General features: G+C 46.0%; 10 protein-coding genes and 1 pseudogene. 10 read left to right on the top strand and 1 reads right to left on the bottom strand.

The genetic code is table 11. The features are described 5' to 3' along the window. Positions 1–103 precede the first annotated feature (103 nt). The 5 genes and pseudogenes from ACDE64_RS05630 to ACDE64_RS05650 all read left to right on the top strand — a co-directional run bounded on the left by ACDE64_RS05630 (position 104) and on the right by ACDE64_RS05650 (position 4,513). Entirely contained in the window at positions 104–703 is a 600-nt protein-coding gene (locus ACDE64_RS05630; RefSeq protein ID WP_411346714.1) for a YmfQ family protein, read from the top strand. Then, on the top strand, positions 703–1,941 hold the full coding sequence (locus ACDE64_RS05635) for a phage tail protein (RefSeq protein WP_411349290.1): 1,239 nt from the start codon (positions 703–705) through the stop codon (positions 1,939–1,941). The genes ACDE64_RS05630 and ACDE64_RS05635 overlap by 1 nt, the downstream gene beginning before the upstream one ends. A 38-nt stretch (positions 1,942–1,979) precedes the next feature. Further along, positions 1,980–2,378, top strand: a pseudogene (locus ACDE64_RS05640) (holin family protein); the annotation flags it as partial. 716 nt (positions 2,379–3,094) lie between these two features. Beyond that, positions 3,095–4,051: a glycoside hydrolase family 25 protein gene (locus ACDE64_RS05645; protein ID WP_411349291.1), complete on the top strand. Its 957-nt coding sequence runs from the start codon at positions 3,095–3,097 to the stop codon at positions 4,049–4,051. A 177-nt stretch (positions 4,052–4,228) separates the two neighbouring features. Further along, positions 4,229–4,513 (top strand): holin, encoded by a 285-nt coding sequence (locus ACDE64_RS05650; RefSeq protein WP_411345512.1) that lies wholly within the window; start codon positions 4,229–4,231, stop codon positions 4,511–4,513. Between the two features lie 390 nt (positions 4,514–4,903). Here ACDE64_RS05650 and ACDE64_RS05655 read toward each other — a convergent pair whose 3' ends face one another. Continuing rightward, entirely contained in the window at positions 4,904–6,778 is a 1,875-nt protein-coding gene (locus ACDE64_RS05655; protein ID WP_411349292.1) for a 5'-nucleotidase C-terminal domain-containing protein, read from the bottom strand. A 476-nt stretch (positions 6,779–7,254) separates the two neighbouring features. On the opposite strand from ACDE64_RS05655, the gene ACDE64_RS05660 reads away from it, so the two are divergent. The 5 genes from ACDE64_RS05660 (at position 7,255) to ACDE64_RS05680 (ending at position 13,580) form a co-directional block, all read left to right on the top strand. Further along, positions 7,255–8,898 carry an ABC transporter substrate-binding protein gene (locus tag ACDE64_RS05660; RefSeq protein WP_411349293.1) on the top strand — a complete coding sequence of 548 codons (1,644 nt, stop codon included), beginning with the start codon at positions 7,255–7,257 and terminating at the stop codon, positions 8,896–8,898. A 124-nt stretch (positions 8,899–9,022) separates the two neighbouring features. Then, positions 9,023–10,027: an ABC transporter permease gene (locus ACDE64_RS05665; RefSeq protein ID WP_411345515.1), complete on the top strand. Its 1,005-nt coding sequence runs from the start codon at positions 9,023–9,025 to the stop codon at positions 10,025–10,027. Between the two features lie 11 nt (positions 10,028–10,038). Further along, the gene (gene nikC / locus ACDE64_RS05670) at positions 10,039–10,935 is read left to right on the top strand and encodes a nickel transporter permease (protein WP_411345516.1); all 897 of its coding nucleotides are present in this window, start codon (positions 10,039–10,041) and stop codon (positions 10,933–10,935) included. A 253-nt stretch (positions 10,936–11,188) separates the two neighbouring features. Next, on the top strand, positions 11,189–12,607 hold the full coding sequence (locus ACDE64_RS05675) for a deoxyguanosinetriphosphate triphosphohydrolase family protein (RefSeq protein ID WP_411345517.1): 1,419 nt from the start codon (positions 11,189–11,191) through the stop codon (positions 12,605–12,607). Between the two features lie 31 nt (positions 12,608–12,638). Then, complete coding sequence (locus ACDE64_RS05680; RefSeq protein ID WP_411349294.1) at positions 12,639–13,580, top strand: MsnO8 family LLM class oxidoreductase; 942 nt, start codon at positions 12,639–12,641, stop codon at positions 13,578–13,580. Positions 13,581–14,195: the final 615 nt, after the last annotated feature.

Below are 14,195 nucleotides of genomic sequence, written 5' to 3' on the forward strand. Positions count from 1 at the left end.
AACACAAATCAATACTGGAGCAAGTAATGATGCTGAAAATAGTGTTCATACTACGAATGAAGTGCAATCCCAGAGTGTAACAAGTACTTTATCTTCGAACATTATATCCGCACAAAGCGGAGCAGTATTAAGTATTGCCAGCGATGCATTTTCCAGTGTGAAAGGCGCTGAGCTATTCTCCTACTTGCCTGCGTATTATGAAACTTCACGTGTGATACGCGCTGATATGGATAGCAAGGGTGCGGAAATGGACGCTTTATATCAAGCGTTGGATGAGACATTTCAACAATTTTTCGTTCGGACGGCAACGTGGGGCATCGAGCGTTGGGAGAATGAGCTGGGTATTGCGGTAGATGTGACCAAGCCTCTGGAGCAACGTCGTGCGGTAGCTGAAGCGAAGCTGCGCGGTGGTGGGAAGTTTTCCGGGGCTCTGGTGAAAAATGTAGCTGAAGCTTATGATGGCGGAACGGTTGCTGTGACGTTTCAACCAGAGCGCTGGAACTTCACGATCCAGTTTGTTGATACACATGGCATTCCGCCCAATCTGGACGATTTGAAAGCAGCAATCGAAGAGATCAAGCCCGCACATTTGTCGGTAGAATACAAGTTCAGCTATTTGCTAATCAAAGAAATTCATCAGGTCAAAACACTAAGTGACATGGAACTGATCCCATTGTCTAAATTTGCAGGAGGTGCAGTATAATGGCGAGCAATACACCTAATTTGAATTTGCTGAAAAAGAATCCGGCAACGGACGGAAACGATACGTTCAATGTCCAAACGATGCTGAACGATAACTGGGATAAGATCGATACAGCTGTAAAGCAGGTGAAGGATAAGGTCGATACGATCAACGTGCCACCTGCCAGTACGACCCAGGCGGGCATTGTGCAATTGACCAATGCGACGAACAGCACGAGTGAAACACTGGCTCCAACAGCAAAAGCACTGAAGACGGTTTCGGATGCGGCATTGCCCAAGACAGGAGGAACCGTTTCGGGCACGCTGAGCATCAGTGACCCGAATACAACCCCGCTGATGATTCATAGCCCCGGTAGTAAACGCTGGGTGTCTCATTTGGAGACGCCTGCTAATTCAAGTACTACAGGTGGTAGACTACACTTGGCTCCTTCCAAAAGTGTGGATGCTACAGATTGGGATTTTGATAAAGGGATTATGATCAACTCAGATACAGGGCGTGTAAAAGTGAAAAATGGTGTGGAAGGAGACTTTGTTACGTATAACCGTACATGGTTAAATGCGCAAACTAATTTGGGCACAACTCCTTCATATACACTCACTCTTGGTGATTCAGATACCGGATTTAATTGGAATGGTGATGGCTATTTTGACATCAAAAGTAATGGCAGTACGGCTGCCTATGTAAATAACGGAAAATTTGTCGTGCGTGACGATGGAAATAACTATTACGATGTAGGAAATGATATCCGCGATTTAAAGTCCTCTGGCGTTAACTATAAGAATCAGCTGGCAGCCCAGCTTAACGCCAAAAATGTTTCAGCGGCTGGCAGCGAAGATTTCTCAGCATTAGTTAACAAAGTTGGAAATATTCGAGCGATAGCAAGAGAGGTTAGGGGCAGTGCACCTGGTTTGACTAATTCAGGATATATAACAAGAGGATCTAATACAACCCAAGATTTTGTTTTTTCATTGGAAAATTTCCCTTATAATTTAGCATCTGGGCATATTAGTCTAACTGGTGTGAAAGTTTATGACACCAATGGCAATTATGTTTTTGATGGGGGTACAGCTTGGATCAGTAGTTGGGGAGATCAATATATATTATCTACGAGTGTAGGTGTTTATTTTACAGTGGTTGGTATTGGTTACTCAACAATCACAGTTAGAGTATATATAAATACTTCTTCATTTAGAGAGGTCAGATTTAATGCAACAAACGTGCGAGCTATTGGGATTTAAGATCTAACATTGATAATTCTGAAAGGAGAAGGAAGGGGATGGGGGAGCCTTGGCCGCAAATCATCAAGATAGTCTCGACGGCATTTGGCGGTGCTGCGGGCTACCTGTTTGGGGGTTGGGATGTGTTGATTAATTTGTTATTGTTGCTTGTAATAGTAGATTGGCTGTCCGGTTTCGGAGCTGCCTGGATGCGAGGAGAACTGAAAAGTCGGATCGGATTCAAAGGGATCATTCGCAAAGTGACGATTTTTGTTATCGTTGCTGTCGCGCATTTTATAGATCAGGCACTCGGAAGTTTGCGTTACTTCAAAGATGCGGTGATCTTTTTTTATTTGGCAAATGAGCTGCTGTCTGTCATTGAAAATGTCGGCAAAATGGGTTTGCCGATGCCGGATATTTTGCGTAATGCGGTACAGATTTTCGAATCAAAACAGACACCACCTGAAAATCCGAATCTGACTACGGAAGCGCAGCCGGAAGCAGTGAAGGAGAAAATTAGCGAAAAAACCGACGATGCCCATTCAGCACAGTCGGTTGATTCGCTGAACAATGTCACGACAACAGGAAAAGAAACCGATGCCGATTTCTCCACAAAAGAAGATTCGTCTGATCTGCATCCATCGTCGATTAATGTACATGCTACAGAACCCGATGAAGGTCCAAACGATGCCAATCACCGTTCTTCTTGAAATAATCATCAATACCGTTATAACGACAGGCATAAAGCAGAGTAAGTACCGCTTTATGCCTGTTTTTTTACAATAACAACCAGATTGTAAAATGATGCTGTCATTTGAGTACCAGATCTAGGATTAGATGCAAACCGTCAAACGACGCTCAATACGATACATCGTCATATACAAACGCACACGTTACTGTATCTCATACAACGGATGATACAAAAGAAATTTTAAAAACAGTTAAAAATAGTTCAAAACAGATTGTACATGTGTATCTTATATTTCCTTATATAGTACAGGATGCTTTTCACGACAACATGCAACATGCCAATCATCTGTTCTATGTTAGAACGCAGTCCCACTCTTTTCTTACGCAAACTATGAACACTTACTGTAAAGCGGACAGAACCAGCTGAATCATAACGCATTCATCCAAATGAATGCATGAACAGACTTGAAAGGAGGATACCACCATGCAATCACGAAGCAGCAACAATGCTCAGGGGATCGATGTATCGCATTGGCAAGGAACGATCAATTGGAGCAAGGTGAAGGCTTCTGGCAAACAGTACGTTTTTATCAAAGCAACCGAAGGAAGCAGCTACCAAGACAAGCAGTTCATCACCAATGTCAAAGGGGCAAAAGCGGCGGGATTACTCGTCGGTGCCTATCATTTTGTAAATGCGACTACGGCAATAGCGGCACGGCAGGAAGCAACGAATTTTGTGACCCGTCTCAATGAAGCGGGTGGCGTTTCTTCTTTTGATCTGCCGCCGGTGATGGATTACGAGAACAATCCTGGCAATTTGAGCAAAAGTGGCATCAATGCCGTAGCACTTGCTTTTTTGCAGGAAGTGGAGCGACAAGGTGGGCGTAAGCCAATTGTGTATACGGGCAATGCGTTTGCACAGAATTTCGATGTTACTCTTGGCGCGTATGACTTGTGGATTGCCCGTTACAGCATTACGCGCATACCGGATCATAGCGCAGCATGGCAAGAATGGGATTTCTGGCAATATACCGATTCCGGTCAGGTGGACGGGATTAGCGGTGGAGTGGATCTGAATGCTTACCGCGGTACGCTGGATGAATTGAAAGCACGTTATATCCAAAAACATACGGAGCAGGGAGGTGACCAACCGATGACAACTGATGAGCAAAAAGCATTTGCCGCGCTGCAAGCAACCGTCAAAGCACAGGCAGATCGTATCGCTGCCTTGAGCGATAGCCGTGATTTGCTGAAAACCAGCATTAGCAAAATCGACAGCCGGGTACAATCCGTTGAGAAAAATCATTCCATGGATGTGCCGGAATGGGCAAACGAAGCAGTACAAAAAGCAGTTCAAGCTGGTATTATTAACGACCCGGATGGCGGCAGTTATGATTTTTACCGCTTGCTGACTGTACTGGATCGTAAAGGTTTGATTTAACTGAAATGGCGACAAGCTAGAGTCAATGCTGAACCAAGCGAAGAACCAAGCGAAGAAACAAGCCTATATTTAAACATATGATTTATATTTTTCGATCACCTATGTACAAATGAGAACAACAATGAAGAGTGACAACAGAATGGAAGCTAACAACAAATAACAAAGGAGCGATTCTTCATGGCAAACGATCTGTTAAACAGCGTACTCGCTTTTGCATCTACACTGGCGGTTATTGTACTGGCACTAGTACAACTGGTAAAAACGACAGTGAATCTACCCAAAAACTGGGTGCCGTTGATCGGTACAGTAGTTGGCATTCTGATCGGCGCCGCAGCGTATCCATTTACCGATCTGGAGTTGGTGCCGCGACTATGGGCAGGCGGTCTGGCTGGATTGTCGGCGACAGGATTGTTCGAACTGGCGTTTAACCCGAAAAATGGTACGACCAAAGAGAGCATCTAATCTGTACTGAATAGCAGATAAACTGTCTTTCAGTGAATAGAATTGCATTGCAAGCATGAAAATAGCAAATAGCGAAACAACATATGTATAGAAGTGTAACAGCAGTAAGACAACTACAAGAACTACAAGAACAGCATAAAAGTTAAAAGTAGTACAATGACATTCTAAATTGAGCACTGGGAAAAATCAAAAGCCTGTATCCACTTACATGGGATACAGGCTTTTTGACGTACATATACTTTGGAACGACATATACCGAGATCAATCATAGCGCTGGATCATAGCATCACATACACTGCGTATAAATACTGCATACATACCGCAGCAGTCCAATAACCTCACAATCACAGCTTGCAATCAATTCCCGATTCTATCTTACAATCAAGAATATTACGAAGCTTTTGTCGCTTTTACAGGCAGTTCCAGCTTTTGACCTGGATAGATCCAATGTGGATTGTTCAGGTCGTTCAGATCGCGCAGTACTTGCCAGGTTGTACCATGACTTTTAGCGATAGAATACAGTGTATCCCCATTTTTGACCACATAGGTGCTGCCATCTGCTACTGGTGGTTTTACCGGAGTAACAGGTTTGGTAGGCGTCGGCTTCGCAGGTGTGGCAGGCTTAGCCGGTGTAGTTGGTGTTGGTTTAGCTGGAGTAGCAGGTGTTGTTTCTTTGCCCGGTGTGGCGGCAGTTTCTACACCTTCGGTGATACGTTTTTCGGCAGTCAGGCTCTTAGTGCCGTTGGCTTGCATGTACTCGATCAATGCTTCATCCAATGTACCGTACGTACCGGTTTGCTGTTTGCCTACAAACATCGTGTACTCGTCACCACCAGCGACCATAAAGTCGTTGGTTGCTACATTGTACGTTTTGGTCAGATCCAGCGGTTTGCCGCCGACAGTAATCGTATGAACACGGCTACCTGCTGGTTTGGAAGTATCGATTTTGTACGTGATACCAGATACATGGGAAAATGCCCCTTTGGCTGTCGGATAGTCAGTCGCTCCGTTTTCCAGAGCTGCTTTGATGTCCGCGCCTGTTACTTCAATAGAAATAACCAGGTTGCCGAATGGCAGTACGGTAACGATCTCACCTTTGGTCACAGGACCTGCGTCGATCGAAGCGCGGATACCACCGCCATTCGTAATCGCGGCATCTGCACCGGAAATGGAACGCATGGCATCTGTGATCAGATCGCCGAGGTTCGTTTCACCAGCACGAACTTTCTCGCGCGCACCGTCCAGCAGAACGGACGATTGAGCAACAACTTCATTCAGGATTGGCTCCTGCGAAGCTTTGATCGAATCGATCAGGCTGGCGACTTCGGCATTCGGTTGAACGCCTTCGGCTTGCTTCTCATCAATCGTGTATGCTTCTTTTTTCGTCACATCGCCTTTGTCGACCCACAGATCGATTACACCGAGATGTTCACCATATTCGCCTGTACTAGCGATCAGGGTACCATTTTCAGTCTGCCCGTTTTGCAGCAGTGTATGGCTGTGACCGTCAATGAATACGTCGATACCCGGTACAGCTTTGACGATATCAATACTCGTTTGCTCGGTCGACTGATCCATACCGATATGACCGAGTGCAACGATGACATCGACTTTGCCTTGCAGCTCGGATACCATGTTGCGTGCGGCTTCAGTTGGATCGGTGAACTCTACGTTTTTGACATTGTTTGGGTTGGTTTTATACGCCGTTTCCGGTGTTTCCAATCCGAAGATACCGATCTTCACGCCGTCCACTTCACGGATGATATACGGTTCAAATGGTGCTTTGCCCGTATCCTTTTGAATAATGTTGGATGAGATGACTGGGAAGTTTGCCATTTTGGTCAATTCCAGCAGACGCTCGTATCCATAGTCGAATTCATGATTACCTGGTTCCATAACGGCATATCCCATTTTGTTCATGACCTGAATGACACTTTCGCCGCGTACAAGTGTAGCAAAAGAAGTGCCGTGAACAGCATCGCCGTCATCCAGCAGCAGCGTATTGGGATTGGCTGCGCGATACAGATCCGCCAATCCAGCAATTTTGGCAAGACCCATGGACGGTGATTCTTCCACTGCATGGGCATGCACGTCATTCGTATGTAAGAGAGTGATATGGGTGCCTGTACCGGCATCCTGCTTCATTTGCTGCTGAATACCTTCCACCGTAAACGTAGCAGGTGCAGCCGCGCCTGCGAAGCTAGCAGCATTCAAGGTCATAAATGCTGACACAGCCATTGCGAAAATCGTTTTTCCTTTGAACATATTTGTATAATTCCTCCCCTTTTGCATAATTCTCATTTATTTTATCAGCTTTCGGTTAAAAGTGTTACTACATTTATTGCGTATCTATGTAAAAAAGTTAATTTTATGTATGATATATGTAAAATATGTAATAACGATTATTTCGGCAATTTCGTATATAGTATCTTAAAAAAGAAGAAAATACATACGAAATACAAGATAAATTACGCATTTTCGACCTAAGTTGAGCAAAACTGCTAAAAAAAATAATAATCTGTCGAAAAACATCATTACGTGTTACATATGAAAATAAATTTCGGTTATTATGTAAAACTTGTTGCCAAAACAAGGTACATAATGTAAATTGAATTCATCCTATGGTCAATTTCGGCAATTTCGACATGGATAACTGTATACATATACATAAAGACAATTAAATAATGTATACCGTGTCGAATTGACCTCCATCTTGGTATTTCAGAAGGGAGTAATGGTTTGTGAAAAAAAGTTGGGCACTTGTACTTACACTGGTTTTATCGTTTGTCTTGATTCTGGCAGGTTGTAGCGGTGGAGGAAATGGTTCATCAACGGAACCGGCGGCTTCGGACAACGGTAGTGAAACCGCTTCCTCTGGTGGAACGCTGATTGTCGGTCGCGGCGGCGATTCGGCGGCACTTGATCCGGCAATTGTAACGGATGGCGAATCACTGAAGATTGCACAGCAAGTGTTTGATCCATTGCTGGCTTACAAAACAGGAACAACGGAAGTAGAACCTGCACTGGCGGAGAGCTGGGAAATCTCCGACGATGCGCTGACGTATACATTCAAATTGCGTCAAGGTGTGAAATTCCATGATGGCACTGATTTTAACGCAGCTGCTGTTGTATTCAACTTTGATCGTTGGAGCGATCCAAAAAGCAAATACAAATTTGAAGGCGATTCATTCGATTATTATGATTCCATGTTTGGACCAGAAGACGCGCGTGTGATCAAAAGCGTCACTGCCAAAGATGATTATACTGTCGAAATTCAATTGAATAATCCGCAAGCACCATTCCTGCAAAATCTGGCAATGCCAGCATTCTCGATTGCTAGCCCGGCAGCCGTCGAAAAAGAAGGCGCCAACTTCAAATCCAGCCCGGTAGGTACAGGACCATTCGTATTCAAAGAATGGAAACGCAGTGACTCGATCACACTGGAGAAAAACAAAGAATACTGGCAGGAAGGTCTGCCTAAAATGGATCAGCTGATTATCCGCTCCATTCCTGACAATACCGCTCGCTTCAATGCACTGCAAAACGGCGAGATCGATATGATGGAAGACCTCAGCCCGGATGATCTGACTACACTGGAAAGCAATCCAGATCTGCAAAAGTTCAATCGTCCACCATTTAACGTAGCATACTTGGGCTTCAATGTTACCAAAGAACCGTTTAACAATCCGAAAGTTCGCGTAGCCCTGAACCATGCCGTGGACAAAAAAGGCATCATCGATGCATTCTTCGCCGGACAGGCGGAAGCAGCGATTAACCCGATTCCACCAACGTTATGGGGATACAATTCCAATATCAAAGATTATGACTACGATCTGACCAAAGCAAAACAATTGCTCGCTGACGCTGGTTATCCAAACGGCATCGACAAAGAATTGACCTTCTACGCAATGCCAGTATCCCGTCCCTATATGCCAGACGGTCGCAAAGTAGCAGAAGTCATTCAAGCGAGTTTTGCCCAAATCGGTGTTAAAGTGAAAATCCAATCTCCAGAGTGGGCAACGTATTTGGACGATCTGAGCAAAGGGCAAAAAGACGATCTGTTCATCATCGGCTGGACGGGTGATAACGGTGACCCGGACAACTTCTTCTACCCACTGCTCGACAAAGACTCCATCGGCGGTAATAACTACAGCCAATATGACAGCGAACCGCTGCACAAGTTGCTCGTTCAAGCACAGCGCGAAACCGATCAGGATGCACGTGCCAAGCTGTACGAACAAGCGCAAGTCATCGTTAAAGAAGATGCACCGTGGGTGCCACTCGTACACTCCACGCCATTGCTGGCAGCGAGTGCTAAGCTGAAAGGCTACACACCATCTCCAACTGGCTCGGAGCCATATACCGAGATCTATCTGGAACAATAATACGGCTGCATCCAGTCGTATGAAGTAAGGAATAACGCGATTTTACAGGGAAAGAGACATGCTGCTATCTGTGCAGTCATGTCCTTTCACTGTCCTAATGAATGTATGGCAGGTGATCAACGAAGTGGGTTCCTACATTATTAAACGTCTGCTAGTCTTGATTCCGGTACTGCTCGGCATGACTATTATCGTCTTCTCCATCATTCATGCGATTCCTGGTGATCCGGCAGAAACGATCCTTGGGGAAAAGGCGACAGAGCAGTCCAAACAGGCATTGCGTGAACAACTTGGACTGGATCGTCCGCTGCTGGAGCAGTATTTCTCCTATCTGGGTGAGTTGGTGACCGGCGATCTGGGCAATTCGATCCGTACGCGTGCACCAATTAGCGAAGAGATTGGGCCGTATCTGGCGGCTACAGTTGAGCTGACCGTAGCAAGTATGTTATTTGCGATTGTGATCGGTGTGAACGCCGGGATCGTGAGTGCTTGGAAGCATAATTCATGGTTTGACTATATCTGTATGTTGATTGCATTAGTCGGGGTATCGATGCCAATCTTCTGGCTCGGTCTGATGGAGCAGTGGATTTTTGCGAACAAGCTGCACTGGCTGCCGTCGATTGGGCGGATGAATCAGCGTGATCCGATGGAAGCCATTACGGGCTTTTATGTACTGGATGCGATCATCTCTGGACAATGGAGTCAATTATGGACGATTATCAAACATTTGATCTTGCCATCTGTAGCGCTCGGTACGATTCCGATGGCGGTTATCGCACGGATGACACGTTCCAGTATGCTCGAAGTGATGCAGTCTGATTATATTCGTACTGCCAAAGCGAAAGGAATTTCGCAATTTCTCGTTATTTACAAACACGGGCTGAAAAATGCCTTTATTCCGGTGCTGACGGTCATCGGGATTCAGACAGGTGCCCTGCTTGGCGGTGCGGTACTGACTGAAACGATCTTTGCCTGGCCGGGTGTTGGTCGCTATATTTATGAAGCGATCAGTAACCGTGATTATCCGGTCATCCAGTCCGGCATTTTGATCATTGCCGTTATGTTTGTACTTATCAATCTGCTGGTGGATCTGCTGTATGCCGTGTTTGATCCGCGTATCCAGTACAAGTAAGAGGTGATTACATGACACAGGCTTCACTGGGTACAGGATCGGATGCACCGATCAAAGAAGTAAAATCAGGCCCTTGGCGCGACGGTATTCGGTTGTTTATGCGCAACAAGACCGCTGTAATTGGACTGATTATTGTATTGTTTTTCGTTGTGCTAGCGATATTGGCGCCGCTCATTACAAAATATGAGTATACCACTCAGGTGCTGGCAGATCGCTTGCAAGCACCATCAGCACAGCACTGGTTTGGTACGGATGATCTGGGACGTGATATTTTTACCCGTACGATTTATGGTGCGCGTCTCTCGCTCTGGGTTGGTGTACTGTCTGTCATCGGTTCGATTATTATCGGAACGGTGCTTGGTATTTTGGCAGGCTTTTATGGCAAATGGGTAGATATGGTCATCTCGCGCTTTTTTGATATTTTGCTTGCGTTTCCGGGGATTTTGCTGGCGATTGCGATTGTTGCTGTTCTCGGACCCTCATTGCAAAATGCGCTATATGCGATTGCTATCGTGAATATTCCGACCTATGGACGGCTGGTACGCTCGCGCGTACTGTCGCTACGACAGGAAGAATTCATTACGGCGGCAAGAGCGATTGGCGTGCGTGATGCACGTATTCTGTTCCGTCATATTTTGCCGAACAGTCTAACACCGATTATTGTGCAGGGAACGCTTGGGATTGCGACTGCAATTATCGAAGCGGCGGGGCTTGGATTTCTCGGTCTAGGCGCGCAGCCACCAGAGCCGGAATGGGGCAAAATGCTGTCCGATTCGCGTCAATTTATCCAGACCGCGCCGTGGACGGTGATTTTCCCGGGTTTGTGTATTTTGCTCACGTCGCTCGGCTTCAATCTGATGGGTGATGGATTGCGTGATACCTTTGATCCGAAACTGAAAAATCGTTGAGATGATCCCGCTAAACTAAGCGGTTTAGACGTCTTCAATAAGGTCCGGGCCGTGAGGTCCGGATTTTTTTCTTCCTATATATAGGTGTAAAAATAGCGATGTGTACTAGCTACCTTTTGGAGCACGTCCAAGCGCATATCCATTTCCGGCAAAAGCGACGATTTGCGGAATGAGCTTTTCGGATGCGTAAAAAATGTGTATAATCACTCCAACTGTGAACGTTACAGAAAGCATAAGTACAGGAGAGCAGGATATGGACAAATTTACGAAACTCAAACATATGCGTGAGCATCGGCAGTATGCTGAAGATAAACATGAAGCTTCCCGTGAAGCGTATGAACGCGATTATTCGCGTCTGATTCATTCACCGACCTTTCGCCGATTGCAAGGTAAATCGCAGGTGTTCGGTGCTGGAACCGGAGATTATTATCGTACTCGTCTGACCCACTCGCTGGAGGTAGCACAGATTGCTCGCCAGGCAGCGAAAAGTCTGTTAACCCGCTATCCCGAAATTCAGGAGCAGCAGGCGGATCACCCCGGTCTGATCATTCACCCGGAAGTGGTGGAGTGCGCTTCGATTGCGCATGACTTTGGTCATCCGCCATTTGGTCACAAAGGCGAAGAAGTGCTGGCTGGTATTCTGGATGACTGGATCGCCAGTAAAACGAAAGAAGCGCTGCGCGGACGTTCGGCAACGGAAGAAGAATACGAGCGTGTGTATCAGGAGATGCGTGAGAACTATGAGCATTTTGAAGGAAATGCCCATAATTTCCGACTGGTCATGTTTTTGGAAAAACGCGAAAATCTGGACGGACTGAATCTATGCGATGCCGTGCTGCTTGGCATTAACAAGTATCCCTATTCTGGCATGGATAACAAAAAAGGATTGTATGAGCGCGAATGGCAATATATTCGCGAGATTCGCCAGCAATGGGGCATTCCTGATCGCAAAACAACACTTGAAGCTCAGCTTATGGATTTGTGTGACGATATTGCGTATTCTGCTCATGATCTGGAAGATGGCATCAAGGCAGGCAAGATCGAGGTACACGAGCATTTTATGAAAGACCCGCATATTCACAAGCTGATTATTGAGAAAATCATGACGCTGGAAGACTGGTTCTGGCAAGGTTGTAAGTGGGATGAGATTTCCGCGAAGGTCGATCAGGTGTTAACAGATTATTTGCATATTTGGCGGGAAAAGCTCCCAACCTGCGGTATGGATTATTCGCGTACCCGGCGTGAAGTCAAAGCGTACTGGGTAAATCATTTTGTAAGTCAGCTGGGCGTGATTGAGGATGATAGCTGGAAGAAAGTTACCTTTGTACAGGAAGGCTACGAGAATGCAGATATGCTACGCACAGTGAGCGTGCTGAAAAGCTTCGCTTGGGTAACGATGATCCGCGATCTGCGGGTACAGCGTCTACAAAAACGCAGCGAATGGATTATTCGCCGTCTATGGAAAGCATTTATCGATCAGGAAACGTCGATGGCGATTATGCCGTCGGACTGGTTGCAGCGGTTTGAGCAGGATCAAGCTAGCGATCAGCCGGTATGGACGTGGGAGCGTATGATTATCGATTATATCGCCGGTATGACGGATGCGTTTGCCGAGAAAATTTATAATGAATTGTATGGATTGAAAGTTGGTTCTATCTATGATGTAGATTGAAGCGACAGCAAAGCACGAAAGGAGAGACATCATGACAGAACAACAGACTTCCATTCCGCTAGGCATACTGGATATGTCTCCTGTGCTGGAGCAAGTATCGGTCGAAGAAGCGCTGGAACGTTCAGTACAATTGGCAATTATGGCAGAGCAGCATGGGTATGAACGATTCTGGCTGTCGGAGCATCATGATATTGCGGCGCTAGCTTGTACAGCACCAGAAGTGCTGATCGCTCATATCGGAGTGCGCACGTCCAGTATTCGGCTCGGTTCGGGAGCAGTGCTGCTGCCGCATTACAGTCCGATGAAAGTAGCGGAGACGTTTCGCATGTTGTCGGCATTGTATCCGGGGCGGATTGATCTCGGTATCGGTCGCGCGCCAGGCGGTTCGGCACATGCGGCGATTGCACTTAGCGGCAATTATCTGGCACATGTAGCAGAGATGCCACAGCTGGTAAGTGATCTGCGTAGCTTGTTGCAAGATCAGTATCAGGTAGAAGGCGGCGCAGTGCGTGCTCGTCCACAAACAGCATTCCCACCACAGCTCTGGCTGCTTGGTACGAATCGCAAAAGTGCCGGTCTGGCAGCAGCGCAAGGTGCAGGTTATGTGTTTGGTCATTTTATGAGTAGTAGCGACGGTCAGGCAGCGATTCAGCATTACCGCGAGCAGTTTCAGCCTGTTGCCGATGGAGAACAAGCGCGCGTGATTCTAGCGGTCAAAGTCATCGCTGCCGATACCGATGCCCGCGCAACAGGCTTGTACGAGAAATGGAAACAGTCGCCTGCCGGTCTGGCAGCGATTGGTGAGGAGATGCCAGAGCCAATTATTGGCACACCTGCCACGTTGCGTCAGCAATTTGAGAATTTGCTGCAACAGTATGAGGCGGACGAGCTGATGCTGATCTGCCCACTGGATCAATATGAAGAGCGTATGTATGTGTATGAGACAGCTATAGCGGCTGTAAAAGGTTTTTAGTAGCACGTATTGCGAACATTCACTGGGAGAACGCTTTTACAGCATCCTTGGCAGCTGCAATCATTATGTGAATTTGATTGAACTAGCTGGAAATTGGAGATTAAGCGATGTTGACATATTTGTTCATCGTCTGCATGCTAAGTTGGATTCTTAGAATGAGAAATCCAGGCTGCAAAAGTTAACATTTTCGTTATTGATTTAGCATTATATTTATACAGCTTATTGAATGAATGAATAGCATTATAATGAAGAAACAAGCAGCAACCGGATGACATCAATCGGTTGCTGCTTTTGTATGCGGGCGGATAGAATGTTTGGAATTTGTCAGTCAGGGCAAGCTATCTAGCTTGGTTTGCGAAAAATAATCCATATATGATGATGATCGTTCTTCGTAGGATGCTACAAAGTATATTGGCAAATAGCACTTCATCCTTTCGCTGTATAATGAATAGTAATCTATAAAATATTTTCCAACATATGGGATAGTGTGCTGTTATATAAACGCAGCATCAAACAGGCTCGTTCCTCTACCGAAGGAAACGAGCCTGTTGAGCGATGATGTCAGCAGTAATGCTTCCATTACATACAGTAATCACCATTTTATCCATTTCGTCT

The sequence above is a fragment of the Paenibacillus sp. WLX2291 genome, assembly GCF_046603665.1.
Taxonomy (GTDB): domain Bacteria; phylum Bacillota; class Bacilli; order Paenibacillales; family Paenibacillaceae; genus Saccharibacillus.

Excerpts from the sequence above, each read along its gene's own strand:
- ACDE64_RS05675 (WP_411345517.1), top strand. The coding sequence starts at position 11,189 with ATGGACAAATTTACGAAACTCAAACATATGCGTGAGCATCGGCAGTAT.
- ACDE64_RS05645 (WP_411349291.1), top strand. The coding sequence starts at position 3,095 with ATGCAATCACGAAGCAGCAACAATGCTCAGGGGATCGATGTATCGCAT.
- ACDE64_RS05680 (WP_411349294.1), top strand. The coding sequence starts at position 12,639 with ATGACAGAACAACAGACTTCCATTCCGCTAGGCATACTGGATATGTCT.
- nikC (WP_411345516.1), top strand. The coding sequence starts at position 10,039 with ATGACACAGGCTTCACTGGGTACAGGATCGGATGCACCGATCAAAGAA.
- ACDE64_RS05650 (WP_411345512.1), top strand. The coding sequence starts at position 4,229 with ATGGCAAACGATCTGTTAAACAGCGTACTCGCTTTTGCATCTACACTG.
- ACDE64_RS05655 (WP_411349292.1), bottom strand. The coding sequence starts at position 6,778 with ATGTTCAAAGGAAAAACGATTTTCGCAATGGCTGTGTCAGCATTTATG.
- ACDE64_RS05635 (WP_411349290.1), top strand. The coding sequence starts at position 703 with ATGGCGAGCAATACACCTAATTTGAATTTGCTGAAAAAGAATCCGGCA.